This is a genomic window from Oerskovia sp. PE-21s (assembly GCF_056158145.1).
This window is the reverse complement of the sequence record NZ_JBUXJM010000002.1, coordinates 113,878-138,878: the sequence shown is the minus strand read 5'-3', so window position 1 is coordinate 138,878 and position 25,001 is coordinate 113,878. Positions and strand designations below refer to the sequence as shown.

Annotated in this window: 19 protein-coding genes; 12 read left to right on the top strand and 7 right to left on the bottom strand. The window is 73.1% G+C overall.

Features of this window, described 5'->3' with window-relative positions:
• Positions 1-2 precede the first annotated feature (2 nt).
• The gene (locus tag ACZDYF_RS03625; protein ID WP_475053458.1) at positions 3-1,541 is read right to left on the bottom strand and encodes an ATP-binding protein; all 1,539 of its coding nucleotides are present in this window, start codon (positions 1,539-1,541) and stop codon (positions 3-5) included.
• A 157-nt stretch (positions 1,542-1,698) separates the two neighbouring features.
• On the opposite strand from ACZDYF_RS03625, the gene ACZDYF_RS03620 reads away from it, so the two are divergent.
• Complete coding sequence (locus tag ACZDYF_RS03620) at positions 1,699-3,405, top strand: PspC domain-containing protein (RefSeq protein WP_475053455.1); 1,707 nt, start codon at positions 1,699-1,701, stop codon at positions 3,403-3,405.
• A complete protein-coding gene (locus ACZDYF_RS03615; protein WP_475053450.1) occupies positions 3,402-4,091 on the top strand; it encodes a hypothetical protein in 690 nt (229 codons plus the stop codon). Before ACZDYF_RS03620 ends, ACZDYF_RS03615 begins: the two co-directional genes overlap by 4 nt.
• Positions 4,092-4,239: 148 nt before the next feature.
• Here ACZDYF_RS03615 and ACZDYF_RS03610 read toward each other — a convergent pair whose 3' ends face one another.
• Positions 4,240-4,995: a hypothetical protein gene (locus ACZDYF_RS03610; protein WP_475053446.1), complete on the bottom strand. Its 756-nt coding sequence runs from the start codon at positions 4,993-4,995 to the stop codon at positions 4,240-4,242.
• Positions 4,996-5,134: 139 nt separating this feature from the next.
• On the opposite strand from ACZDYF_RS03610, the gene ACZDYF_RS03605 reads away from it, so the two are divergent.
• The gene (locus tag ACZDYF_RS03605; RefSeq protein ID WP_475053441.1) at positions 5,135-6,298 is read left to right on the top strand and encodes a glycosyltransferase family 4 protein; all 1,164 of its coding nucleotides are present in this window, start codon (positions 5,135-5,137) and stop codon (positions 6,296-6,298) included.
• 91 nt (positions 6,299-6,389) lie between these two features.
• Here the strand turns inward: ACZDYF_RS03605 and guaA are convergent, their stop codons facing one another.
• Together guaA and thiE are read right to left on the bottom strand one after the other, a co-directional pair.
• On the bottom strand, positions 6,390-7,967 hold the full coding sequence (guaA, locus tag ACZDYF_RS03600; RefSeq protein ID WP_191791438.1) for a glutamine-hydrolyzing GMP synthase: 1,578 nt from the start codon (positions 7,965-7,967) through the stop codon (positions 6,390-6,392).
• A gap of 73 nt (positions 7,968-8,040) precedes the next feature.
• Positions 8,041-8,742 carry a thiamine phosphate synthase gene (thiE, locus tag ACZDYF_RS03595; protein ID WP_449867006.1) on the bottom strand — a complete coding sequence of 234 codons (702 nt, stop codon included), beginning with the start codon at positions 8,740-8,742 and terminating at the stop codon, positions 8,041-8,043.
• 174 nt (positions 8,743-8,916) lie between these two features.
• Here thiE and thiO point away from each other — a divergent pair, with 174 nt between their 5' ends.
• From thiO to ACZDYF_RS03580, 3 genes are all read left to right on the top strand, one after another.
• Positions 8,917-10,170: a glycine oxidase ThiO gene (gene thiO / locus ACZDYF_RS03590; protein ID WP_475053437.1), complete on the top strand. Its 1,254-nt coding sequence runs from the start codon at positions 8,917-8,919 to the stop codon at positions 10,168-10,170.
• A complete protein-coding gene (gene thiS, locus ACZDYF_RS03585) occupies positions 10,167-10,397 on the top strand; it encodes a sulfur carrier protein ThiS (protein WP_475053434.1) in 231 nt (76 codons plus the stop codon). Before thiO ends, thiS begins: the two co-directional genes overlap by 4 nt.
• Before the next feature lie 70 nt (positions 10,398-10,467).
• Positions 10,468-11,277 (top strand): thiazole synthase, encoded by an 810-nt coding sequence (locus ACZDYF_RS03580; protein ID WP_475054591.1) that lies wholly within the window; start codon positions 10,468-10,470, stop codon positions 11,275-11,277.
• Positions 11,278-11,403: 126 nt separating this feature from the next.
• Here the strand turns inward: ACZDYF_RS03580 and moeB are convergent, their stop codons facing one another.
• Together moeB and ACZDYF_RS03570 are read right to left on the bottom strand one after the other, a co-directional pair.
• Positions 11,404-12,708 carry a molybdopterin-synthase adenylyltransferase MoeB gene (gene moeB / locus ACZDYF_RS03575; RefSeq protein ID WP_475053429.1) on the bottom strand — a complete coding sequence of 435 codons (1,305 nt, stop codon included), beginning with the start codon at positions 12,706-12,708 and terminating at the stop codon, positions 11,404-11,406.
• The gene (locus ACZDYF_RS03570; protein ID WP_191791450.1) at positions 12,705-13,142 is read right to left on the bottom strand and encodes a DUF3817 domain-containing protein; all 438 of its coding nucleotides are present in this window, start codon (positions 13,140-13,142) and stop codon (positions 12,705-12,707) included. Before ACZDYF_RS03570 ends, moeB begins: the two co-directional genes overlap by 4 nt.
• 63 nt (positions 13,143-13,205) lie before the next feature.
• Here ACZDYF_RS03570 and ACZDYF_RS03565 point away from each other — a divergent pair, with 63 nt between their 5' ends.
• The 3 genes from ACZDYF_RS03565 (at position 13,206) to ACZDYF_RS03555 (ending at position 17,730) form a co-directional block, all read left to right on the top strand.
• On the top strand, positions 13,206-15,035 hold the full coding sequence (locus ACZDYF_RS03565) for an ABC transporter ATP-binding protein (protein WP_475053426.1): 1,830 nt from the start codon (positions 13,206-13,208) through the stop codon (positions 15,033-15,035).
• Positions 15,032-16,765 (top strand): ABC transporter ATP-binding protein, encoded by a 1,734-nt coding sequence (locus ACZDYF_RS03560; RefSeq protein WP_191791454.1) that lies wholly within the window; start codon positions 15,032-15,034, stop codon positions 16,763-16,765. Before ACZDYF_RS03565 ends, ACZDYF_RS03560 begins: the two co-directional genes overlap by 4 nt.
• 254 nt (positions 16,766-17,019) lie before the next feature.
• Complete coding sequence (locus tag ACZDYF_RS03555; RefSeq protein ID WP_475053422.1) at positions 17,020-17,730, top strand: YceI family protein; 711 nt, start codon at positions 17,020-17,022, stop codon at positions 17,728-17,730.
• Here the strand turns inward: ACZDYF_RS03555 and ACZDYF_RS03550 are convergent.
• On the bottom strand, positions 17,711-18,607 hold the full coding sequence (locus ACZDYF_RS03550; RefSeq protein WP_475053419.1) for an SURF1 family protein: 897 nt from the start codon (positions 18,605-18,607) through the stop codon (positions 17,711-17,713). The two genes, ACZDYF_RS03555 and ACZDYF_RS03550, sit on opposite strands and share 20 nt — an antisense overlap.
• Before the next feature lie 242 nt (positions 18,608-18,849).
• Here ACZDYF_RS03550 and ACZDYF_RS03545 point away from each other — a divergent pair, with 242 nt between their 5' ends.
• From ACZDYF_RS03545 to ACZDYF_RS03535, 3 genes are read left to right on the top strand one after another with little or no spacing between them, the layout of a single operon-like run.
• Positions 18,850-21,345 carry a phosphoketolase family protein gene (locus ACZDYF_RS03545; RefSeq protein WP_204808049.1) on the top strand — a complete coding sequence of 832 codons (2,496 nt, stop codon included), beginning with the start codon at positions 18,850-18,852 and terminating at the stop codon, positions 21,343-21,345.
• A complete protein-coding gene (gene pta, locus ACZDYF_RS03540) occupies positions 21,342-23,549 on the top strand; it encodes a phosphate acetyltransferase (protein ID WP_475053412.1) in 2,208 nt (735 codons plus the stop codon). The genes ACZDYF_RS03545 and pta overlap by 4 nt, the downstream gene beginning before the upstream one ends.
• The gene (locus ACZDYF_RS03535; RefSeq protein ID WP_204808046.1) at positions 23,546-24,898 is read left to right on the top strand and encodes an acetate/propionate family kinase; all 1,353 of its coding nucleotides are present in this window, start codon (positions 23,546-23,548) and stop codon (positions 24,896-24,898) included. Before pta ends, ACZDYF_RS03535 begins: the two co-directional genes overlap by 4 nt.
• Positions 24,899-25,001: the final 103 nt, after the last annotated feature.

Genomic DNA, 25,001 nt, shown 5'->3' with positions numbered 1-25,001 from the left:
GGTCACGTACGCTCCTGGGTCGATCGTGCGGTTCGTCCGGGTCGTCCGGGGCGTCCGGGGCGCTGCGCGGGGACCGGGTCCGGTACGGGGCCGTCCGGGGTCCGTGGCGACGGGCCCTCGTGCCTGGTCGGCGCCGCACCCGCGTCGGGCCCCACCGGCATCCTAGGTCCGGAGGCCGCCCCCGCCGCAGTCTCGGCGGCGGGCTGGACCTCGCTCTCGGCGGCCCGGTGCACCTTGAGCCGCACCTCGGTGCCCCAGCCCGGCCGCGAGACGACCTCGGCGCTGCCGCCCTTGCGCGTGACGCGGCCGATGATCGACTCGCGCACACCGAAGCGGTCCTGGGCGATGTCCTTCATCTCGAACCCGTCCCCGCGGTCGCGGACGAACACCTCCACGGCGTCGTCCGAGACCTCGAGGTAGACCGAGACGGGCGGGCGCCCGTGGGCGACGGCGTTCACGAGCGCCTCGCGCGTGGCCTGGAGGAGCGCGGTGGTCTCGTCGGTCGGGACACAGTCCCCCACGACGACGACGTCGACGACCACGGCTGCGGTCCCCGCCGATCCGCCGTCCCCGACGGTCCCCGCCGCGGCGACCCCGGCCGCGGCTGCGGCGCCCGCCGCCAGCCGCCAGCTCTGCCGGTCCTCGACCTCTCCGACGAGCGTGCGCAGCTCCGCCGCGAGCGATGTACCAGGAGCAGGTCGGTCGTTGTACAACCACTCGCGGAGCTCGCGCTCCTGAGCGCGGGCGAGCCGCGCGACCGTGTCGGCGTCGGCCGCGCTCGACCGGATGAGAGCAAGGGTCTGGAGGACCGAGTCGTGCAGGTGCGCCGCGATGTCGGCCCGCTCGGCCTCCCGCGCACGCGCGGCACGCTCGTCGCCGAGCTCGCGCACGAGCCGCAGCCACCACGGGGCGAGCACGATCGCCGCGCCCGCGAGCACCGCGAGCGACGCGACCGTCGCCCGGACCATGTCCGAGGCCGTCGAGTCCTGCCCCACCAGGAGCAGCACCCCCACGAGCACCAGGACGAGACCGCCCGCGAGCCGCACCACGCCGGCCGGGGTGCGTCCTCCCGCCCGCGACAGCCAGCGGCCCCGCTGCGCGGCGTCCAGCTGGGACCAGGCCAGCGCCGTGCCGGCGAGCGCAATGAGGACCGGCAGGACCCACGAGACCTCGATGTTCACGCCGGCCCGCGAGGCCAGGAGCACGGCCGCCCCGCTCAGCAGGACCACGCCGATCGCGACGTCGCGCACCGGCAGCTTGCGCACCCGGCCCTGGAGCCGGGGGGCGATGCGTCGCAGCGACGCGGGACGTTCTTCGTCGGCCACCTGCGCCGGGTCCCCGGCGGGGACCGTGACCCAGAGGAAGACGTACAGCACGATGCCCGCGCCGCCCGCCAGCGCCATGAGGGCCAGCACGAGGCGCACCGCACCCACGGGCAGGTCGAGGTGCAGCGAGAGGCCGCGGCACACCCCACCGACCCAGCGCCCCTGCTCGGGGCGCCGGAGGGGAAGTCTCCTGGCTGGTCGCTCTGTCGGTGTCACTCTCTGATGGTCACACGCCCAGGCCGCCCCACCGGCCGGAACGCCCCGTTCGTCCGCTCTCGAGGCGAAAGTTCAGGGTCGGCCATCGACAGGATCAGGGTCGGATCAGGGGATCACCCGATACCCCTCGGCACACCTCCCGGGCCAGGCTTGAGCCATGAGCACCGAGGACACCTCCCCAGAACCCCCGGCCGGGAGCTCCGCACCGACCGGAGCACCCCAGCAGCATGCCGGGCCTCCCTACGCGACGAGCACCCCGAGCGGCGCCGGCCAGCCCGGACCCCAGCCCGGGGGGCCGGGCGCCCCTGGTGGCGCGCCGCACCAGGCCCCCGGTCAGTCCGGCGGCCCGTCCAGCGGCATGGACGGCTTCTTCGACACCGTACGACGCATCGGCGTCTCCCGGTCGGAGGACCGCTGGGTCGGTGGCGTCGCGGGTGGCGTCGCCGACCGGTTCGGGATCGATCCCCTGATCGTGCGCGGCATCCTCGTCGTCTCGGTGTTCCTCACCGGCGCCGGCCTCGTCCTGTACGGGCTCGCGTGGGCCCTGCTCCCCGAGTCCCGCGACGGGCGCATCCACCTCCAGCAGGCGATCCGCGGCGACTTCGACGTGGCCATGCTCGGTGCTGCGGCCACCACGATCGTCGGTCTGAGCTGGAACAACGGCTGGCTCTCCTGGTGGCACTTCGCCGGGCTCGAGTGGCTCAACGGCCTGTTGTGGACCGCGGCCGTGGTCGTCGTGATCGTCCTGGTCGTCAACCGGCGCAGCGACTACCGCAGGTACGCGGCGAACCGGGCGACCGGGCAGAACGCCCAGCATCCTGGCGGACCCGTGCCGCCCAAGCAGCCCTACCCCGCTCAGCCGTTCACCGGCGCACCCACCCAGCAGGGCCCGCCCCCGCAGGGCTGGCAGCAGCCTCGCCCGCCCTACGGAGCACCTGCCCCCGGCGCCCAGCCCGCCCCTGGGGTGACGTACCCCGCGGCCCCGGCGGCGCCGTCAGGCCCCGCGTACACCGCCTCGGCGCCGGTTCCGCCGCCGGGCTACCCCGCCCAGCGCCCCGTCCCGCCCCAGGCGTACGCGGCCCAGCAGGCCGCCGCGCAGCAGGCGGCCCGCGCCCACGACCACGCTCGGCGCCGCGCCGAGCGTGAGATCGAGCGCCAGCGTCGTGCCGAGGAGCAGCGTGCCCGCGCGGCCCGGCGTCCGCGCGGTCCCGGGACCGCGGTCGTGGGGATCACGCTCGGCGTGAGCCTCCTGGGCGCCGCGGTCCTCCTGCTGCTCGAGCGCCGCGACGTGATCGACGTGCCGTTCTTCTACACGTGGATCGGCGCGACCATCGTCCTGCTCGGGCTCGGGGTCATCGTCTCCGGCCTGCGGGGCCGCACGAGCGGTGCCTTGGGCGGCCTCGCGATCGTCGCGACGCTCATCGCGCTGCCGATCGCGGGCCTGAACAGCAGCATCGACAACATCGACACCGACCTCACGGCCCGCGTCTCCGACGCCACGTACACGGTGACCTCGGTCCAGGACGCGGAGAACGGCTTCGCCTTCACGTTCGGCAACCCCGTGGTCGACCTCAGCCAGCTCGACCTGAGCACCGTCGGGGAGGACCCGGTCGTCGTCCCGATCGACCTGAGCGCCGGGGACCTCACCGTGATCGTCCCGGCCGACACCCCGGTCGAGGCCGAGGTCCGCGTCCTCGCGGGCAACGCGACCTGGACGGTCGACGGCGAGCGCCGCTCCATCAACGGCGTCAACACCCGACCGCACACCTTCGTCACCGACTCCGTCACCGACGGCACCGGCCCCGTGCTGCTGCTCGAGGTCGACGTCTCCGCCGGCGACGTGACCATCCGGGAGGAATCATGACCACCGAGAAGAACCCCTACGAGTCCGACGACGCGCGCGAGACCCAGGCCCTCCCGCCGGTCGACCCCACGATCGAGCTGCCCGTCACGTCAGGTGAGGTCGCCGACGACGAGGCCCCCTCGGAGGGTGGGTCTCCCGACGGCACCGACGAGGCCGACCCCGACACGACGCAGGTCGTCGAGTCCGGCCCCGTGCACGAGGACGACCTGGCGGACGAGATCTTCCGCGGCGAGGCGACCCAGGCTCTGCCGGTCACCGACCCCACGCTCGCCCTGCCGGTCGTGCCCCCGACGCACGCCCAGGCGTACCCGGTGCAGGACGCACCGGTCGACCCCGAGCCGGTCCCGGTCGCGGCCGCGTCGTCGCCTCCCCTGTCGACGCAGCCACCGGCTCCCGGGCCGACCCCCGCGGTCGACCCGGCCGCGCAGTGGAACGTCACGGCGCAGCAGAAGGCGCAGCTCCCGCCCGAGGACGACCCGCGCGACCGTGGGCTGCGGGTCGGGACGGTCGTGTGGGGATTCGTCATCGTCGCCGTCGGGGCCGGCATCCTCGCACTGGCCCTCGGTGCGACGTACGACCTCGACCTCGCGCTCATCGCCCTGCTGAGCGTCGCGGGTCTGGTGCTCGTGGTGAGCTCGATCGTGTCGAGCAGCCGCCGCAGCGCCCGCGAGCGCGCCAGGCGCTGAGCCCGGCTCGCCGAGTGCGGGGTTCTGCTGCGACACGCCCGGCGAGTCGCAGCAGAACCCCGCACTCACGACAGCAGGGGTGAGCACGACGGCGGCGCACCGGTCCGGTAGGGCCGGTGCGCCGCCGTCGTGCACCTGGAAGAGGACCTCAGCGCGGAGGCGTGTCCCCCGCGGGGGGCGTCGTCGGAGGCGTGTCCGGACCGGTCGGCGGGACCCCTGGGCTCTTGGGCTCGACGATCGGGTCGGTCTGCGTCGCAGGGACCCCCGGGCTCTTGGGTTCCACGACCGGCGCCGCGTGAGCCGACGTGCGGGTCGGCGGCGTGACGGGCGGGGTCGTGGGAGCCGGGGTCGTCGGTGCGGGCGTGACCGGTGCTGCGGGCGCAGCGTGGGCCGGGGTGTGCGTCGCCGGGGCCGGGGCCGCCGACAGGTTGCCGCCCGACGAGTAGCCGTCCGACGTCTCGACCGCGACGGCCGGGCCGCTCGCGATCCGCCGCAGAGCGATACCGATGAGGATGAACAGGATGCCCAGGCCGATGACCAGTGCCGAGACGCCGTAGGCGACGACCGAGGTGAACAGCGAGGCACGCAGGAACGAGGCGTTCATGACCGTGGCGCGCCGCTCGTCGTCCTGCGGGAGCTCGGCGTAGGTCTGGCCGTCGCTGATCTCGAGCGCGTGCTTGTTGATGACCTCCGCCTGGGCGTAGGCGGTGAACGGACCGTTGACGTGGCGTCCTGCGAGGAAGTCCGCGTCGTCGGACACCGTGATGTCCTCGGCCGACAGCTGCGAGGTGACGACCCCCCACGTGACGCCACCGGCGATGATCATGACAATCCCGGCGATGACGGTGAGGATCCCGATGACCCCTACGCCCTTCGCCGGCCGAACCGTGACAGTGCTGGACATTGCGATATCCCTCCCCGAGCCGATTCTTTGATGTCAACGTAGCGACGATTCGTCGTCTCCGCCGGACGAAAGGTCTGTTCGACCCCGAATCAGGCCAGCCGGGCACGGTCCGTGGACGCGTCGATGGGAGAATCCTGGGGTGAGGATCACCCATGTGACGGACTGCTACCTGCCGCTGCTCGGCGGCATCGAGACCCAGGTGAGCCGCCTCGCGGCCCAGCAGGCCGCGGCCGGCCACCACGTCGAGGTGGTCACCACGACGCCCGCGGCGCCCGGCGAGCACGGCATGAGCCGCGAGGTGCACGACGGCGTCACGATCCACCGCGTGGCCGCCCGGATCCCCGGTGGCTACCCCGTGCACCCGCGGGCCGCCCACCACGTGGCACGTCTCCTGCGGGACGCGCGCCCCGACGTCGTGCACCTGCACATGGGCGTCCTCACGCCGTCGGTGCAGGCGTCGCTCAAGCCCGTCGCCCACCTGGGCCTGCCCGCGGTCCTGACCGTGCACAGCGTGTGGGGCTCCGCCGAGCGGTGGTTCGCCGCGCTCGACCGCGTCACGCACTGGTCGCGCCTCCCGATCCTGCTGTCGGCCGTGAGCGAGCTGACGGCCGCCCCGCTGCGCCGCATCGCCGGGCCCGACGTGCCCGTAGAGATCCTGCACAACGGGCTGGACCTCGACGAGTGGGCCGTCCCGCGCGTCGAGCGGGACGCGCGCGGCGAGGGCAAGGCCGTGCACGTCGTCGCCGCGACCCGGTTCGCGCCCCGCAAGCGGGTCCTGCCGCTGCTCGAGTCGATCCGGCAGGCCGTCGAGCGCCTGCCGCACGACGCGCTGTTCGCGACGATCGCGGGCGAGGGCCCCGAGCTCGACGCGGCCCGCCGCTTCGTCAAGGAGCACGGGCTCTCCTCGACGGTCAGCCTCCCGGGGCGCCTCGGCGCGCACGAGCTCAAGCGCCTCTACTCGCGCGCCGACGTGTTCGCGGCCCCCGCGATCCAGGAGTCGTTCGGGATCGCGGCGCTCGAGGCGCAGGCCGCGGGCCTGGTGGTGGTGACGCGCGCGGAGTCCGGGGTGGCCGAACGGCTGACCGACGGGGTCGACGGCCTGCTCGCCGCCGACGACGCAGCGATGACGGACCAGATCGTGCGCCTCGTGGAGCAGGACGGCCTGCTCGACCGCATCGTCGCTCACAACCGCGCGGTCCGGCCGTCGAGCGGGTGGCTGAGCGTGCTCGCGGACGTCGAGAAGGCGTACGAGAAGGCAGCGGCGTACCGCGAGGAGCGGACGGCGGGCACCGCGCAGGGCTGACCGGCGCCGACCCCGCACCACCCCGGACGCCGAAGGGCCGGCCCCTGCAGATCGCTCTGCGGGGGCCGGCCCTTCGTGGCTCAGCGGGAGGTCACTCCCACTCGATGGTGCCCGGCGGCTTGCTCGTCACGTCGAGCACGACGCGGTTGACGTCCTTGACCTCGTTCGTGATGCGCGTCGAGATGATCGCGAGGACGTCGTAAGGCAGACGGGTCCAGTCCGCGGTCATGGCGTCCTCGGAGGACACGGGGCGCAGCACGATCGGGTGGCCGTAGGTGCGGCCGTCGCCCTGGACGCCGACCGAGCGGACGTCGGCCAGGAGCACGACGGGGCACTGCCAGATCTCGTCGTCCAGGCCGGCCTTCGTGAGCTCCTCGCGCGCGATCGCGTCGGCCGCGCGCAGGATCTCCAGGCGCTCGGCCGTGACCTCGCCGACGATGCGGATGCCGAGACCGGGACCGGGGAACGGCTGGCGGGCAACGATGACCTCGGGCACGCCGAGCTCGCGGCCCACGGCGCGCACCTCGTCCTTGAACAGGGCCCGCAGCGGCTCGACGAGCGAGAACTGCAGGTCGTCGGGCAGGCCGCCCACGTTGTGGTGGCTCTTGATGTTGGCCGTGCCCTCGCCGCCGCCGGACTCGACGACGTCCGGGTACAGGGTGCCCTGGACGAGGAACTTGACCTCACCACCGTGCTCGCCCGCGTCCGCGACGATGTCGCGCGCCGCCTGCTCGAACGCGCGGATGAACTCGCGGCCGATGATCTTGCGCTTGGTCTCGGGGTCCGAGTGGCCCGCGAGCGCCGAGAGGAAGCGCTGCTTCTCGTCCATGACGACGAGCTTGACGCCCGTGGCCGCGACGAAGTCGCGCTCGACCTGCTCGACCTCGCCCGCGCGCAGCAGGCCGTGGTCGACGAACACGCACGTGAGCTGGTCGCCCACGGCCTGCTGGACGAGGGCCGCGGCGACCGAGGAGTCGACGCCGCCGGACAGGCCGCAGATGACGCGTGCGTCCCCGACCTGCTCGCGGATGAGCGCGATCTGGTCGGCGATGACGTTGCCCGGGGTCCAGTCACCGGCGAGGCCGGCGCCCTGGTACAGGAAGTTCTCGAGGGCCTTCTGGCCCAGCGGGGAGTGCTTGACCTCGGGGTGCCACTGCACGCCGTACAGGCGACGCTCGGTGTTCTCGAAGGCCGCGACCGGCGAGCCCGCCGAGGTCGCGAGGACCTCGAAGCCCTCGGGGGCCGCGTGCACGGCGTCGCCGTGGCTCATCCAGGCGGTCTGCTGGTCGGGCGAGCCCGAGAGCAGCGCACCGGCCTGGCAGACGTCGACCGACGTGCCGCCGTACTCGCTGAGCCCGGTCTGCGCGACCGTCCCGCCGAGCGCCTTGGCCATGGCCTGGAAGCCGTAGCAGATGCCGAGGACGGGCACGCCGGCCTCGAACAGCGCGGGGTCCACGAAGGGCGCGCCCTGCGCGTACACGGACGACGGACCGCCGGACAGGATGATCGCTGCCGGGTCCTTGGCGAGCATCTGCTCGACGGTGAAGGTGTGAGGGACGATCTCCGAGTACACCTTGGCCTCACGCACGCGACGCGCGATCAGCTGGGCGTACTGTGCGCCGAAGTCGACGACCAATACGGGCCGGGGGGCTGAGGGGGTGGGTGTCACCAGCCCAGGATAGTTGGCCCGAGGCCGATCCCCGGCATCGGTCCAGCACGTGCGACGGGGATCACTGCGCGCGTCAGGCGGGCAGCCGCTCGCGTAGCTCGCGCGCGGCCCGCTCGGGATCGGCCGCACCCGTGATCGCGCGGACCACGACGATGCGCTCGGCGCCCGCGTCCAGCACCTGGTCGAGCCTGTCGGCGTCGACACCCCCGATCGCGAACCACGGCGTGGTCGGCGCCGTCGCCGCGACCTGTCGCAGCAGGTCGAGCCCGACGGCGTCGCGCCCCGGCTTCGTGGGCGTGGCCCAGAGGGGGCCGACGCAGAAGTAGTCGACGTCGGGGTCGGCCTCGGCGGCTGCGGCCTGGGTGAGCGAGTGCGTCGAGCGGCCCAGGAGCGGGCCCGCACCGAGGAGCGACCGGACCGCGGGCACGGGCAGGTCGCCCTGACCCATGTGCACGACGGGGGCCCCGGTCAGCAGCGCGACGTCGGCCCGGTCGTTGACGGCCCACAGCGCCCCGTGCTCGGTCGCGACGCGCGCGACCGTCTCCTGGAGCTCGAGCTCGCGCGCGACGTCGAGCGTCTTGTCCCGGAGCTGGACCACGTCGACCCCGCCCGCGAGCGCCGCGTGCAGGAAGTCCTCGAGGTCGCCGCGCTCCTCGCGCGCGTCGGTGCACAGGTACAGCCGGGCGGCGCGCAGCCGCTCGACGGTGCCCGCGCGGGGGGCGGTGTGCTGTCGGGCCTCGGCGTCGCCGGTCGGAGCGGTGGTCACGGCGCCCAGGATAGGCACGGCTCGTCGGGGGCGCGGTCGGGGCGCAGCCCGTGGGCACGCCCCGGGCGTGGTCGGCGTGCGTTGTAGGGTGGCCGCGAAGCACGGGAGCCCCGTTCGGGGCTGAGAGGGCGAGAGCCGACCGTCGAACCTGATCTGGGTCATGCCAGCGAAGGGAGCGAGCGCATGAGCGCAACCCTGTCCACCGACCACCCTGCCCTGCCCGCGCGCCCACCCGTGCCCGACGGCGCCACGGACGTCCTCGTCGTGGGCGGCGGCATCGTGGGGCTCACCACGGCGTGGCGGGCCTCGCGTGCAGGTCTGCGCGTGACCGTCCTGGACCCGGCGCCGGGCGACGGCGCGACCCACGCGGCGGCCGGGATGCTCGCCCCGGTGACCGAGGCCGACTTCGGCGAGGAGGCCGCGCTGCGCCTGGGCGCCGACTCCGCCGCGCGGTGGCCCGCGTTCGCGGCCGAGCTCGAGGCCGACTCGGGGCTCGACGTGGGGCTGCGGGCCACGGGCACGCTCACGCTGGCCTACGACGGGGACGACCTGGCCCTCGGGCGGCGCGTGCGTGCGCTGCAGGAGGCGTGGGGGCTCGACTCGACCGAGATCACGGTCGTGGCCGCCCGGGAGCGCGAGCCGCTCGTCGGGCAGCGCGTCGCGGGCGCGTTCTGGGCGCCGGGAGACCACCAGGTCGACCCGCGGGCGGTGCACCGCGCCCTGACCGCGGCCCTCGCACGGGACCCGCGCGCCGCCGTCGTGCACCGCCGGGCCGTCCGGCTCCTGCGCTCGCCAGGACCGGGCGCCCCCATGACCGGGGCTCTCGACGACGCGGGCCACGAGCACCGGGCGGGGACCGTGGTCCTCGCGGCAGGTGCGGACTCGGGCAGCCTGCTCGCGGACGTCCCCGAGGTCACGGCCCCGACCCGTCCGGTGAAGGGGCAGACGCTCCGGCTCGACGCCCCGCCCTGGTTCACGCTCGACCACGTGGTGCGCGGCGTCGTGCAGGGACGTCCGGTGTACGTCGTACCGCGTACGCCCGGACCCGACGGGCACCGCGAGGTCGTCGTCGGCGCGACGAGCGAGGAGCACCCCGACGACCGGCGCGCGACCGTGGGCGGCGTCTTCGCGCTCCTGCGGGACGCCCGCGCGCTGCTCCCCGCGCTCGACGAGCTGGCCCTCGTCGAGGTCACGCCGCGCGTGCGCCCGGGCACCCCCGACAACCTGCCGCTCCTGGGAGCCACGAGCGTGCCCGGCCTGGTCCTCGCGACGGGCCACTACCGCAACGGCGTGCTGCTCGCCCCCGTGACGGGAGCAGCGATCGACGCGGTCCTGACCGGCCAGCCGCTGCCGCCCGCGGTCGCGGCGATCGACCCCCTGCGCTTCTCCCCCGCGTCCGCCCCTTCCCCCACGCCCACCCCCCGGAGGACCACATGACCGGCACCGCGCTCGTCAACGGCGAGCCCTATCCGCTCGCCGCGCCCACGACCGTCACGGCCCTCGTCGCCGCGTTGCTGCCCGAGCTCCTCGGGGACACGGGCGACGTCCCCCGGGGCGTCGCGGTCGCGATCGACGACGCCGTGCTCCCCCGCAGCACGTGGGCGTCCACGACCCTGCGCGACGGCGACCGTGTCGAGGTCGTCACGGCGGTGCAGGGTGGTTGAGGACCCGCAGGACCGCGCGGCCGACGACTCTCTCGTCGTCGCGGGCGTGCCGCTCGGCTCGCGCCTCGTCATGGGCACGGGCGGTGCCGCGAACCTGCTCACGCTCGAGGAGGCGCTCGTCGCGTCCGGCACCGCGCTCACGACCGTCGCGATGCGCCGCGTCGCGCGGGTGCGTCCGTCGGGTGGCGCGGGCAGCGACGGGGGTGCGGGCGAGACCGGCATCTGGGGCCTGCTCGACCGCCTCGGCATCCGCGCCCTGCCCAACACCGCGGGCTGCTTCTCGGCCAAGGAGGCCGTCCTCACGGCCCACCTGGCCCGCGAGGCCTGCGGCACCGACTGGGTCAAGCTCGAGGTGATCGCCGACGACGTGACGCTGCTGCCCGACCCGATCGGGCTCGTCCAGGCCGCCGAGACCCTGGTCCGCGACGGCTTCACCGTCCTGCCCTACACCAACGACGACCCGATCCTCGCGCGCCGCCTCGAGGACGTGGGCTGCGCGGCCGTCATGCCGCTGGGCGCGCCCATCGGGTCGGGGCTGGGCATCCTCAACCCGCGCAACATCGCAGCCATCGCGTCGGCGGCCCGCGTGCCAGTGATCCTGGACGCGGGGATCGGGACCGCGTCGGAGGCCGCGCACGCCCTCGAGCTCGGGTGCGACGGCGTGCTCCTCGCGACGGCCGTGACCCGTGCCGCCGACCCGGTGCGGATGGCCACGGCCATGCGGCTCGCGGTCGAGGCCGGACGGCTCGCGGCGCTCGCGGGTCGCATCCCGCGCCGCGAGCGGGCCCTCGCGAGCTCGCCGGTCGACGGCATGGTGGGCCGTGCCGGGCTCACGGGGTCCGGCCTGCTGGGCGCCGGCAACCTGGACCTGGCGCTCTGACCCGGCGCAGTGCCGGAGCACTCCCGCTGAGGTAGAACGTCCTGCTCGAGGTAGACCGCACCGGGTTCTACGTCACGCAGAACGTTCTACCTCGCCGACAGCGAGGAGAGCGAGGAGAGCGAGGAATCAGTAGGTCGGGCGGCCCGGCTCGACGTCCCGCACCCACGCCAGGATCCCGCCCTCGACGTTGCGCGCGTCCACGCCCGCGGCCCGCGCGAGGCTCGCGACCCGCTCGGACCGGCCTCCGACCTTGCACAGCACCGCGACCGTCCGGTCGCGCGGCAGGTCCGCGAGCGCCGCGGCCGCCCCGGGCCCCGCGTAGACCCCGCTGGGCACCACGCGGGCGCCGTCGAGCGAGACGATCTGCGTCTCCCAGTCCTCGCGCACGTCGAGCAGCAGCAGGTCGTCGTCGGGGTCCGCGAGGCGGTCGGCGAGCTCGCGAGGGGTCAGGCTCGTGGGCGTCGGCCCCGTCCTGCCCGGCACCCGGGCGAGGTCGACCACGAGGCGGCCGTCCGCCGTCGGGCCGGAGAAGAGGTCCGCGCCGGACGAGACATCCGACGGGACCTCGACCGAGCCCACGTCGTCTACCGGGGCGAACCCGCAGAACGCCTCGTACGCGTGGTCCCCCGCCAGGAGCCCCGTCACCGGGACGCGGGCCGGGTCGGCCCGGATCGTGAGGTGGCGCCACGTGAGCTCGAGCGAGTCGTAGACCGCGAGGCGGCCCAGGAGCGTGCGGCCCGCACCGGTGATCAGCTTGATGGCCTCGGTCGCCATGACCGAACCGACCGTCCCGCACATGGCGCCCAGGACCCCGCCCGTCGCGCAGTCTGGCACGGTACCGGGCGGCGGCGGCTCGGGGAACACGTCGCGGTAGACGACGCCCTCCCCGACCGGCGGCGCCGACCAGAAGACGCTGACCTGGCCCTGGAAGCGGAAGATCGAGCCCCACACGCACGGGACGCCCGCGATCTCGGCGGCGTCGCCCACGAGGTAGCGGGTCGCGAAGTTGTCGGTCCCGTCGAGGACGACGTCGTAGCCCGCCAGGACGTCGAGGACGTTGGTCGCGTCGAGACGCTGCTCGTGCAGGCGGACCCTCACGTGCGGGTTGACCTCCGCGAGGGCGTCCTGCGCCGAGACGACCTTGGGTCGCCCCACGTCCGAGCCGCCGTGGATGACCTGGCGCTGGAGGTTGGAGACCTCCACGCGGTCGTCGTCGACGATGCCGATCGTCCCGACGCCGGCCGCCGCGAGGTAGAGCAGCGCGGGGCTGCCCAGCCCGCCCGCGCCCACGACCAGCACGCGCGCGGCCCGCAGGCGCTGCTGACCCTCGACCCCGATCCCCGGCAGGGCCAGGTGCCGCGAGTAGCGGGCCAGCTCCTGCGCAGACAGGGGCTCGGCCGAGGGGGCGACCAGCGGCGGCAGCGACGTCATCGCGCGTACTGCTCCACGAGGGCGTCGAGCTTGGCCTCGGCCTCGCGGTGGACCTTCTTCTCGAGGATGAACGACATGACGGGCACGACGCCCGCGAAGACCATGGTCGCGAGTCGTCCCCAGCTCCAGCGCATCTTGGACCACAGGTCCAGGACCGTCACGAGGTAGACCACGTAGACCCAGCCGTGCGCGAACGGGATCCAGCCCACGAAGCGCATCACGCCGTCGACGTCGACGAACTGGCCGACGCCGTACTTGACGATCATCTCGACGCACAGGATCAGGAGCATCACACCGGTGATGAGGGCCATCACGCGGTAGCGCTGGAGCGCGCCGCGGGCCTTGCGGACGGCGCGGTCCACGACCTCCTGCGACGGGGCGTCCGCCACGGCGTCGGAGGTCTTCTGCGAGCCGGCGGGGTCGGGCGTGGTCATGGGAGGTTTCCTTACGCTGAGCGAAAATCCGTGGCCCGGTGTCGGTGGCCACACCTAATGTTAATGACCGTGCGCCCCCTCCCCCTCCCCGACCCTGGCACCCCTCCGCTCACCGGCCCCGGTGCCTTCCTGTGGTGGCTCGCGCGCCGCCAGTGGGGGATCCTCCTGGCCGCCGTCCTGCTCGGCATGGTCACGTTCGTGTGCCAGGCTGTCATGCCCTACGTGCTCGGTCGCGCGCTCGACGAGGGTCTCGACGAGGGCTTCGGCGCGGTCCTTCTCGGCTGGGCCGCGGTCATGCTGGGCATCGGCCTGGTGCAGGTGGGCGCGGCCGCTCTCGGGCACCGCTTCGACATCGAGAACTGGCTGCGCTCGGCCTTCACCACCTCGCAGCTCGTCGGCGACACCGTGGCGCGCTCGGGGCACACCATCACGGACGAGCTCCCCACGGGAGAGGTCGTCTCGGCGGTCGCGTCGGACGCGCTGCGCGTGGGCGAGGTCTACGCGATCGCCGCGCGCTTCGCGGGCTCCCTCATGGCGTACGCCGTGGTCGCCGGGATCATGCTGAGCACCTCGCTCCAGCTGGGCCTCGTCGTGGTCCTCGGGCTGCCGGTCGTCGCGGGCATCCTCGCGTTCCTCGTCAAGCCCCTCCAGCAGCGCCAGGCCGCGCAGCGCGAGGCGTCGGGCCGGCTGACCACCCTGGGCGCGGACACCGTCTCGGGCCTGCGCATCCTGCGCGGCATCGGCGGCGAGAAGGTCTTCACGGACCGCTACCGCACCCAGTCCCAGGCCGTGCGCGAGACGGGCGTGCGGGTCGCGACCACGCAGTCCTACCTCGACGGGCTCCAGGTCCTGCTGCCGGGACTCTTCGTCGCCCTGGTCCTGTACCTGGGCGCGCACGCGGCCGTGGCCGGGGACATCAGCCCGGGTCAGCTCGTCGCGTTCTACGGGTACGCCGCGTTCCTGTCGTGGCCGCTGCAGATCGCGACCCAGACGCTCCAGATCACGACGCGCGCCCACGTGGCCGCGAAGAAGCTCGTCAAGGTGCTCTCGGTCGTCCCCGCGACGGGCGCGACCCCCGGCACGGCGTCCGCGCCGCCCGCCGGGGCGGCCCTGGTCGACGACGCGAGCGGTGTCGAGCTCACGCCCGGCCGCGTCGTCGCGCTCGTGAGCGTGGACCCGGACGAGTCGGCGCGCATCGCCACGCGCATGGGCCGGTTCGACGACGTCGCGGAGGCGGGCACGCCCGTGCACCTGGGCGGGATCCGGCTCTCCGACCTCGACAAGGACGTGGTGCGCGAGCGCATCGTCGTCGCCGAGGCCACGCCCCACCTGTTCTCGGGCGTGCTCGGCGAGGAGATCGACGTGCGCGGCGGGAGCCTCGAGGCCGAGCTCCTGCGGGCCGTCATGATCGCCGACGCGCACGACGTCCTGGACTCGGTGCCCGACGGCCTCGCGGGCGAGCTCCCGGAGAAGGGCCGCTCGTTGTCCGGCGGCCAGCGCCAGCGCGTCGCCCTGGCCCGCGCGATCCTCACCGACCCCGAGATCCTGGTGCTCGTCGAGCCCACGAGCGCGGTCGACGCCCACACCGAGGCCCGCATCGCCGAACGCCTCGCCGAGGTTCGGCGCGGGCGCACCACGCTCATCGTGACCGCGAGCCCGCTCGTGCTCGACCACGTCGACGACGTCCTGTTCGTCGAGGACGGCCGCGTCGTCACGCACGGCACGCACCGTGAGCTCCTGCACCGCCCGCACGACGCCCACCAGGGCGCGGAGGCCTCGCGCTACCGCGCCGTCGTCGGGCGCTCGATGGACGAGACGCCCGCAGTCCCCGAGGACGACCACCTGCCCATGGGCTCCGCCGAGCTCACCGACGCCTCGAAGGGCGTGTCATGAAGCTCCCCGTCGCGGACGCCTCCCAGGTCCGCCAGCACACCGCCTACCTGGTCCGCGAGCACCGCAGGCCGCTCATCGGCCTCGCGGTCCTGCACACCGTCGCAGCGATCGCCGGGCTCGCGGGCCCGTGGATCCTGGGCCGCCTCGTCGACGCGGTCGCCCAGGGCACCACGTCGGCCTACGTCAACCAGGTCATCGCGATCGGCGTGGGCGCGGTCCTCGTCCAGGCCGTGCTCATCCGCTACGCCCAGAAGTCCTCGATGATCTTCGGGGAGACGGTCTTCGCCGAGCTCCGCGAGGACTTCCTGGAGACCGTCACGACGCTGCCGTTGTCGACCGTCGAGCGCGCCGGCACAGGAGACCTGGTCGCGCGCACGACCAACGACGTCAACCGTATCCAGCACGCCGTGCGGTTCGGCGTCCCGCGCCTCATCGTCGCGGTCGTCACGATCCTGCTCACGGTCGTGGCGAGCATGCTCACCTCGCCGCTCGTGGCCGTGTCGCTGTTCCTGGGCGTCCCGCTCATGGTCGTGGTCTCCCGCTGGTACCTTCGGCGCGCCTCGCCCGGCTACCAGCGCGAGTCCGCGGCGTACGCGGCGCTCAACGGCACCATCACCGAGTCGGTCGAGGGCGCCCGCACCGTCGACGCCCTGCGCCTGGGCGCGCGTCGCAGGGCCAGGGTCGAGGCTGACCTGCGCGAGGCCTTCGCGGCCGAGAAGTACACGCTGAACCTGCGCACGGTCCTGTTCCCCGCGGTCGACTTCACGTTCGTGCTCGCGCCCGTCGCAGTGATCGTGTGGGGCGGCTACCTGCTCTCGACGGGGCACGCGACGATCGGCGCGGTGACGACCATCGCGATGTACGCGTTCCAGCTCGCCGGGCCCGTCTGGGAGCTCATCTTCTGGCTCGACGAGATCCAGGTCGCCGCGACCTCGCTCGCGCGCATCGTGGGCGTCAAGCTCGTCGACAGCGACCGCGAGGCCGGGGACGAGGTGCCCACGGACGAGCACGTCGTGGCGCGGGACGTCGAGTACGCGTACCGCGAGGGGCACAACGTGCTGCACGGGATCGACCTCGACCTCGCGGTCGGCGAGCGCCTGGCGGTCGTCGGTCCGTCCGGCGCGGGCAAGTCGACGCTCGGGCGCATGCTCGCGGGCATCCACCCGCCCACGGGCGGCTCCGTCACGGTCGGCGGCGTCGAGCTGGTCGACCTCCCGCTCGACGACCTGCGCCGTCACGTCGCCCTCGTCACGCAGGAGCACCACGTGTTCGTCGGGTCGCTCGCGGACAACCTGCGGCTGGCCGACGAGCACGCGGACGACGACGCGCTGCTCGGGGCCCTTGCTGCGGTCGACGCGCGTGGCTGGGTCGAGACGCTCCCCGAGGGGCTCGCGACCGAGGTCGGCTCGGGCGGTCACGTCCTCACGCCCGCGCAGGCGCAGCAGGTAGCGCTCGCGCGCCTCGTGCTGCTCGACCCGCACACCTTGATCCTCGACGAGGCGACGTCGCTGCTGGACCCGCGAGCAGCCCGGCACCTCGAGCGCTCGCTCAACGCCGTCCTCGAAGGACGGACGGTGGTCGCGATCGCGCACCGCCTGCACACCGCGCACGACGCCGACCGGGTCGCGGTCGTGGACGGGGGGCGCATCACCGAGATCGGTCCGCACGACGAGCTCGTCGCCGCGGGTGGCGACTACGCGCGACTGTGGAGCTCCTGGCAGCAGGAGTGAGCCCGTTCCACTGGCGGGACCGTTCAGGGCGTGGCCGGTGTCGGGCCACGCCCTGAACGCCGTCCTGCGACGCCCTGACCTGCCGGTACGCTCTCGCCAGTCCGACATGTCCCGGCGCCGTCCGACGACCTGACAGGACGACGAGGTCCTCGGCGCGCGCCCGGGTGCACAGCAGGCACCACGCCCTGCTTCCAGGCATTCCCCAGCAAGAGCCCTCACGATTGGTTGAACGTTCAACGAGGATGCGAGGGGCCATGAAGAAGACGATCGCGCTGACCGTCGGGATCGCGACGCTGTGCGCGCTCCTGCTGCTGGGCGGCACGTGGGTCTACGCCCGCTCGCAGGCCGGCACGGAGGCCGCTCCCCTGTCGGTCGGCTCGGCGACGGCCACCGACGACGCCACGGCCGGCGGGAGCGCTGACGCCGCAGGCTCGTCCGTCGACGGCGTCCAGGACGGCGTCTACGCCGTGGACACCGACTCCCAGGCGGGCTACCGCGTCGACGAGGTGCTCTCTGGGCAGGACGTGACCGTGGTCGGCCGCACGGGCGACGTGCGGGGCGAGGTCACGGTCGAGGGCGGCATCCTCACCGCGGCGAGCATCGAGGTCGACATGACGACGATCGAGACCGACGACTCAGCACGCGACCGGCAGTTCCTGCGCATCCTCGACACCGGCGAGCACCCGACCGCGACCTTCGTCCTCACCGCCCCCGTCGACCTCTCGGGCCTCGCGAGCGGCTCGGCCACCGTGCAGGCCACCGGCACGCTGACGATCAAGGGCGTCTCGCGCGACGTCACGGCGACCCTCGACGCCCGGACCACGGGCGACGGGGCGCAGGTCAGCGGGTCGATCCCCGTCACCTTCTCCGACTACGACGTCGCGGCGCCGAACCTCGGCTTCGTCCAGGTCGAGGACGCGGGCACGGTCGAGATGCTGCTCGACCTCACGCCGTCGGACGGCTGACGGGCTCCTGCGGCAGGTCGGGCAGCCCTGCGATCCCGCCCCCGACCCCGTCGGAGCGCTTGCGCCCGCCCGCGGCCTCGTCGCGCACGAGCCGCACCCACAGGGCGACCGCGAACGCGCCGAAGATCCACCACTGGAGCGCGTAGAAGGCGTTCTGGACGTTGACCCCGTTGCCGCCCTCGATGGTCGGACGGGGCAGCAGGTGCGGGCCGCCCTCGGCCGCAGCGAGCTGAGCCGGGTCGGACTCCATGAGCACCAGGTAGCCGCCGTAGATGGGGTTGCCCCACTCGTTGGCGAGGGCCGCCGAGGAGATCGAGTCCGTCTGCCCCTCGGGCAGGCCGCCGGTCCCGGCGGCCTCCGAGGCCTGGAGGTACGCGGTGACCCGCACCTCGCCCGAGGGTACGGCGAGGGCCACGTCCTCCTCGGCGTCCGCCGTCGGGACCCAGCCCCGGACGACCGGGACCACGGGCGGGCCGGACAGGCCGGCCCAGGACTCGCCGCCCGTGCCGTCGTCGCTCACGCGCAGCGGCGTCAGGACCAGGTAGCCCGTGCGCCCGTCGAGCGCACGCCCCGCGACGAGGAGCTGCCCCTCGGGCTCGTACTCGCCCTCGACCCAGGCCTGGCGTCCCACGAGCTCACCCGGGAAGGTCGACTGCGGAGGGAGCAGCACGCCGAGGCCTTCGGGCCCGGCTGCCTCGGCCTCGGCGATCTCGTGCTGCTCGGCGAGCTCGGCCCGCTGGTAGGCACGGTCGAGCTGCCACACCCCGAGACGACCGCACACGGCCGCTGCGAGGAGAAAGAGCAGCAGGAAGCCGATCATGCGGGGGCGGCGGGCGACAGCCCAGAAGCCGGGGCGAGAGGGAGCCTGGTCGGACACGACTCCACGGTAGCCGCGCGGGGGTGGCCCGAGAGAATCCCCGACCCCCGACGTGACCCAGACCACTGTCCCGGGCAAGATCGCCCGTCCCGGGACCTCTCGACGAGCCGGTCGGGACCTTCGTCCTTTTCTTCCCCGACAGACGCACCTCACATCCCGTGGGGCCGTCGAAACCATGCGTTGCCCCCATGGATGGGGTTGTATGAAGGTGCCACCATCCCCCGGTACAGCTGGAGCGTGCGATGACTACGACCACCTCGCGTCCGACAGAAGGAACCCCTTGGCGATCCGCCGAGGTCGCCCCCCTCTCCGAGGAGACGCTCGCGCGCGTCGACGGGTGGTGGCGGGCCGCCAACTACCTGTCGGTGGGCCAGATCTACCTGCTCGCGAACCCGCTGCTGCGCGAGCCCCTCACCCGCGACGACGTCAAGCCGCGCCTCCTCGGCCACTGGGGCACGACGCCGGGCCTGAACTTCCTGTACGCGCACCTGAACCGCGCGATCGTCGAGCGTGAGCAGTCGACGATCTACGTCACGGGCCCCGGTCACGGTGGGCCCGGCCTGGTCGCGAACTCGTACCTCGAGGGCACGTACTCGGAGGTCTACTCGGACATCACCCAGGACACCGAGGGCCTGCGCCGGTTGTTCCGCCAGTTCTCGTTCCCGGGCGGCATCCCCTCGCACGTCGCCCCGGAGACCCCGGGGTCGATCCACGAGGGCGGCGAGCTCGGCTACGCGCTCTCGCACGCCTACGGCGCCGCGTTCGACAACCCGGACCTCCTGGTCGCCGCGGTCGTGGGCGACGGCGAGGCCGAGACCGGCCCCCTGGCCACGAGCTGGCACTCGAACAAGTTCGTCAACCCCGTCAACGACGGTGTCGTGCTGCCGATCCTGCACCTCAACGGGTACAAGATCGCGAACCCCACGATCCTCGGGCGCATCAGCGACGACGAGCTGCGCGACCTCATGATCGGCTACGGGCACACCCCGTACTTCTTCACGGGCGGGTTCGACGGCGAGGACCACTACGAGGTCCACCGGCGCTTCGGGGTCCTGCTCGACGAGGTGCTCAACCACATCGCGCAGATCAAGGCCGACGCCGCAGCGGGCAACGACGAGCGCCCGGCGTGGCCCATGATCGTCTTCCGCACCCCCAAGGGGTGGACGGGCCCCAAGACGATCGACGGCAAGAAGACCGAGGACTCCTGGCGCTCGCACCAGGTGCCGCTCGCGAGCGCGCGCGACACCCCCGAGCACCTGCAGGACCTCAAGGACTGGCTCGACTCCTACCGCGTCCACGAGCTGTTCGACGACGAGGGCCGCCTCGACGCGGACGTCGCTCGCCTGGCGCCCCGGGGCACGCTGCGCATGAGCGACAACCCGCACACCAACGGCGGCCTGCTGCTCAAGGACCTGCGCCTGCCCGACTTCCGCGACTACGCGGTCGAGGTCAGCGCGCCCGGTGGGGGCATGTCGGAGGCGACCAGGGTCCTGGGCCAGTGGCTCACGGACGTCGTGCGCCTCAACCCGGACAACTTCCGGATCTTCGGCCCCGACGAGACCGCGTCGAACCGCTTGCAGGCCGTCTACGAGGTCACGGACAAGCAGTGGAACGCGGACTTCTTCGGGCCCGACGTCGACGAGCACCTCGCGCGGGCGGGTCGCGTCATGGAGATGCTGTCCGAGCACCAGTGCCAGGGGTGGCTCGAGGGCTACCTGCTGACGGGTCGCCACGGCCTGTTCTCGTGCTACGAGGCGTTCATCCACATCATCGACTCGATGTTCAACCAGCACGCCAAGTGGCTCAAGATCACGAACGACATCCCGTGGCGCCGCCCGATCGCGAGCCTCAACTACCTGCTCTCGAGCCACGTGTGGCGCCAGGACCACAACGGCTTCAGCCACCAGGACCCGGGCTTCATCGACCACGTCGTGAACAAGAAGGCGGAGATCGTCCGCGTCTACCTGCCGCCGGACGCCAACACCTTGCTCTCGACGTACGACCACGTCCTGCGCTCGCGCCAGTACGTCAACGTCGTGGTCGCGGGCAAGCAGCCGGCGCCGAACTTCCTCACCATGGACCAGGCGGTCGCGCACTGCACCCGGGGCCTGGGCATCTGGGAGTGGGCGGGCAGCGAGGTCCCGGGCGAGGACCCCGACGTCGTGCTCGGCTGCGCGGGCGACGTCCCGACCCTGGAGACGCTCGCTGCGGCCGACCTGCTGCGTCAGCACCTGCCCGACCTCAAGGTGCGCGTCGTCAACGTCGTGGACCTGATGCGCCTGCAGGACGAGAAGGAGCACCCGCACGGGCTCTCCGACCGCGACTTCGACACGCTCTTCACCACGGACAAGCCCGTGGTCTTCGCGTACCACGGGTACCCGTGGCTCATCCACCGCCTGACCTACCGCCGCAACGGGCACGACAACATCCACGTGCGCGGCTACAAGGAGGAGGGCACGACCACCACGCCGTTCGACATGGTCATGCTCAACGACCTGGACCGGTTCCACCTGGTGATCGACGTCATCGACCGCGTGCCGTCGCTGCGCTCGAAGGCGGCGGGCCTGCGCCAGAAGATGGTCGACGCCCGCCTCGAGGCACGGCAGTACACGAGAGAGCACGGCGAGGACATCCCCTCGGTCCGTGACTGGGTGTGGCCCGACGCGGGCGACACCGCGACAGAAGGGAGCGGCCCGTCGTACGACGCGGCCGCCGCTACCGGAGGCGACAACGAGTGACCAGCACCGCCCGATCCATCTACCTCGCCTCACCCGAGGGCGAGACGGGGAAGTCCACGATCGCGCTGGGCGTCCTCGACCTGCTGACCCGTCGGGTCCAGCGGGTCGGGGTCTTCCGGCCCGTGACCCGGACCGCCCCGAGCTCCGTCGCGGGGGCCACCGCCCCCGTCGACGGGGCCGGCTCCGCCGCAGTACCCCCCGCCGCTGACCGCGACTACGTGCTCGAGCTGCTGCTCGCGCACGACGGTGTCGACCTCACCTACGAGGAGGCCATGGGCGTCACGTACGACGACGTCCACGCCGACCCCGAGGCCGCCCTCGCCCAGATCGTCGCCCGGTACCACGAGGTCGCCAAGCAGTGCGACTTCGTGGTGATCGTCGGCACCGACTACACGGACGTCGCAGGCCCGACCGAGCTCGCGTTCAACGCGCGCATCGCGGCCAACCTGGGCGCCCCGGTGCTCCTGGTCGTCTCGGGCCGCGACCGCACGCCCGAGGCCATCGCGAACCTCACCGAGGTCAGCGTCAACGAGCTCCGCTCGAACCACGCCCAGCCCATCGCGGTCATCGCGAACCGCTGCCGTCCCGAGAGCATCGACCAGGTGCGCGCCCAGCTCTCGACGATCACGCCCGAGGGCCAGGGCCCCCACTCGGCGTCGGGCTCGCTGCCCGGGTGGGCCATCCCCGAGGACCCGTTCCTCAACGCACCGACCGTGGCCGCGATCATGGAGGCCGTGGGCGGACGGCTCGCGCTCGGCGACCCCGAGCTGCTGGGCCGTGAGGTCCTCGACCTGCTGGTCGGCGCCATGTCGCTCGAGCACCTGCTCGAGAAGCTCGTCGACGGCGCCGTGGTCATCACGCCCGGTGACCGCAGCGACATCCTCATCGGCCTGCTCGCGGCCCACCAGGCGCGCAACTTCCCGTCGCTCGCGGGGATCGTGCTCAACGGCGGCTTCTACCCGACCGACTCGACGGGTCGTCTGGTCGAGGCCCTCGACCCGAGCCTGCCGATCATCCGGACGGACCTCGGGACGTTCCGGTCGGCGAGCGCCGCGTCGCGCGTGCGCGGTCGGGTGTCCAAGGAGTCGCAGCGCAAGGTCGACACGGCGCTCGCGCTGTTCGAGCAGAACGTCGACGGCGCCGCGCTCGTCGCGGGTCTCGACGTGCCGCGCCCGGAGGTCGTCACGCCGCTCATGTTCGAGTACGAGCTGCTCTCGCGGGCCCGGTCCGACCGCAAGAACATCGTGCTGCCCGAGGGCGACGACGACCGCATCCTGCGTGCGGCCTCGACCCTGCTGGGCCGCCAGGTCGCCGACCTGACGATCCTGGGCGACGAGCAGTCGATCCGTGCGCGCGCGACCGAGCTGGGCCTCGACATCGACGCCGCGACCGTGATCGACCCGCACGACCCCGAGCTCGTCGAGCGCTTCGCCGAGGAGTACACGAGGCTGCGCGCCCACAAGGGCATGACGGTCGAGCGTGCGCGCGAGATCGTCCCGGACGTGTCGTACTTCGGCACCATGATGGTCCACCTGGGCCTGGCCGACGGCATGGTCTCGGGGGCGCGCCACACGACGGCCCACACCATCAAGCCGTCGTTCGAGATCATCAAGACCGTGCCGGGCGTCTCGGTCGTGTCCTCGGTGTTCCTCATGTGCCTCGAGGACCGGGTCCTGGTCTACGGCGACTGCGCCGTGAACCCGGACCCGACCGACACCCAGCTCGCGGACATCGCGATCTCGTCGGCCGCGACGGCCCTCCAGTTCGGCATCGACCAGCGCGTCGCGATGCTGTCCTACTCGACCGGCGAGTCCGGCTCGGGCGTGGACGTCGACAAGGTGCGCTCGGCGACCGAGCTCGTGCGCACGCGCCGCCCCGACCTGTTCGTCGAGGGCCCCATCCAGTACGACGCCGCGGTCGACGCGTCGGTGGCGGCGTCCAAGATGCCGGGCTCGGACGTCGCCGGCAAGGCGACGGTCTTCATCTTCCCCGACCTCAACACGGGCAACAACACCTACAAGGCGGTGCAGCGCTCGGCGGGCGCCATCGCGGTGGGCCCCGTCCTCCAGGGCCTGAACAAGCCCGTGAACGACCTCTCGCGCGGTGCCCTGGTCCAGGACATCGTCAACACCGTGGCCATCACGGCCATCCAGGCACAGGCGGGCTCGATCAGCGAGCCCGGCACGAACGGAGCACCCGCATGACCGTCCTCCCGGAGCACGAGCGCTCGAACCCGTACTCGGCGTACGGGGCGCACGGCTCGGTCCTCGTGATGAACTCGGGGTCGTCCTCGCTCAAGTACCAGCTCGTCAACCCGGTCGGCGGCGAGGCCATCGCCGCGGGGACCATCGAGCGCATCGGCGAGTCGAACGGTGTCATCAAGCACCGCTTCGCGGGCAACACGACCGCGCGTGAGGAGCCCGTCCGCGACCATGCGGAGGCGCTGCGCATCGCGCTGTCGCTGTTCGACGAGGTCGGGCCGCGGCTCGCCGACGCCAACGTCTACGCGGTGGGTCACCGCGTCGTCCACGGTGGCGCCCAGTTCTCCCGTCCCGTCCTGGTGGACGACGAGGTCGAGCGTCAGATCCTCGACCTGGCTCCCCTCGCACCGCTGCACAACCCGGCGAACGTCACGGGCATCTCGGTCGCCCGCGAGCTCCTGCCCGACGTGCCGCACGTCGCGGTGTTCGACACGGCGTTCTTCTCGTCGCTCCCGGAGGCGGCCTCGACCTACGCCCTGGAGAAGGAGACCGCGCAGAAGTACGGCGTGCGCCGGTACGGCTTCCACGGCACGAGCCACCACTACGTGTCGGGCAAGGTCGCGCGAGTCCTGGGCCGACGGCTGCAGGACCTCAACATCATCGTGCTGCACCTCGGCAACGGCGCGTCGGCCTCGGCCGTGCGCGGCGGCATCGCGGTCGACACCTCGATGGGCCTGACCCCGCTCGAGGGCCTGGTCATGGGGACCCGCACCGGGGACATCGACCCCGCGGTGATCTTCCACCTCGCGCGCAACGCGAACATGTCGATCGACGAGCTCGACGACCTGTTCAACAAGCGTTCGGGCATCAAGGGTCTCGCGGGCGAGAACGACTTCCGCGCGCTGCACGAGCTGATCGCCGACGGGAACGAGGACGCGAAGCTCGCGCTCGACGTGTACATCCACCGGTTGCGCAAGTACATCGGCGCGTACATGGCCGTGCTGGGCCGTATCGACGTCATCGCGTTCACGGCCGGTGTGGGCGAGAACGACGACATCGTGCGCGCCCAGGTCGTCGAGGGCCTCGCGGGCCTCGGCATCGCGGTCGACCCGGGGCGCAACGCGGTCCGCAGCAAGGAGCCGCGCGTCATCTCGCCCGACTGGACGAGCACGCTGGTCATGGTCGTGCCGACCATGGAGGAGCTCGCGATCGCCCGCCTGAGCGTGGAGATCGTGGAGGAGACCGAGAAGGCCGGGAAGCCCGTCACGTTCCCGCCCGCAGCGTCGGCAGCATCGGCAGCGCCTGCTGAGCCGGCGGCGGCCCAGGAGCCCGAGGCGCCGCAGGAGTCCTGACCTCTCCCCCGCCGTCGTCGCGCACCCGAGCACGGCGCGACGGCACGTGCGCGCGCACGGCACTGCCCGCGCACGACCCGAGCCACGCCTCGACCCTCTAGGG

What these genes read in the sequence shown, in the direction of transcription:
- ACZDYF_RS03620 (WP_475053455.1), top strand. Translation starts at nt 1,699, where the DNA reads ATGAGCACCGAGGACACCTCCCCAGAACCCCCGGCCGGGAGCTCCGCA.
- ACZDYF_RS03615 (WP_475053450.1), top strand. Translation starts at nt 3,402, where the DNA reads ATGACCACCGAGAAGAACCCCTACGAGTCCGACGACGCGCGCGAGACC.
- ACZDYF_RS03610 (WP_475053446.1), bottom strand. Translation starts at nt 4,995, where the DNA reads ATGTCCAGCACTGTCACGGTTCGGCCGGCGAAGGGCGTAGGGGTCATC.
- thiO (WP_475053437.1), top strand. Translation starts at nt 8,917, where the DNA reads ATGAGCGCAACCCTGTCCACCGACCACCCTGCCCTGCCCGCGCGCCCA.
- thiS (WP_475053434.1), top strand. Translation starts at nt 10,167, where the DNA reads ATGACCGGCACCGCGCTCGTCAACGGCGAGCCCTATCCGCTCGCCGCG.
- ACZDYF_RS03580 (WP_475054591.1), top strand. Translation starts at nt 10,468, where the DNA reads ATGGGCACGGGCGGTGCCGCGAACCTGCTCACGCTCGAGGAGGCGCTC.
- moeB (WP_475053429.1), bottom strand. Translation starts at nt 12,708, where the DNA reads ATGACGTCGCTGCCGCCGCTGGTCGCCCCCTCGGCCGAGCCCCTGTCT.
- ACZDYF_RS03570 (WP_191791450.1), bottom strand. Translation starts at nt 13,142, where the DNA reads ATGACCACGCCCGACCCCGCCGGCTCGCAGAAGACCTCCGACGCCGTG.
- ACZDYF_RS03565 (WP_475053426.1), top strand. Translation starts at nt 13,206, where the DNA reads ATGACCGTGCGCCCCCTCCCCCTCCCCGACCCTGGCACCCCTCCGCTC.
- ACZDYF_RS03560 (WP_191791454.1), top strand. Translation starts at nt 15,032, where the DNA reads ATGAAGCTCCCCGTCGCGGACGCCTCCCAGGTCCGCCAGCACACCGCC.
- ACZDYF_RS03555 (WP_475053422.1), top strand. Translation starts at nt 17,020, where the DNA reads ATGAAGAAGACGATCGCGCTGACCGTCGGGATCGCGACGCTGTGCGCG.
- ACZDYF_RS03545 (WP_204808049.1), top strand. Translation starts at nt 18,850, where the DNA reads ATGACTACGACCACCTCGCGTCCGACAGAAGGAACCCCTTGGCGATCC.
- ACZDYF_RS03535 (WP_204808046.1), top strand. Translation starts at nt 23,546, where the DNA reads ATGACCGTCCTCCCGGAGCACGAGCGCTCGAACCCGTACTCGGCGTAC.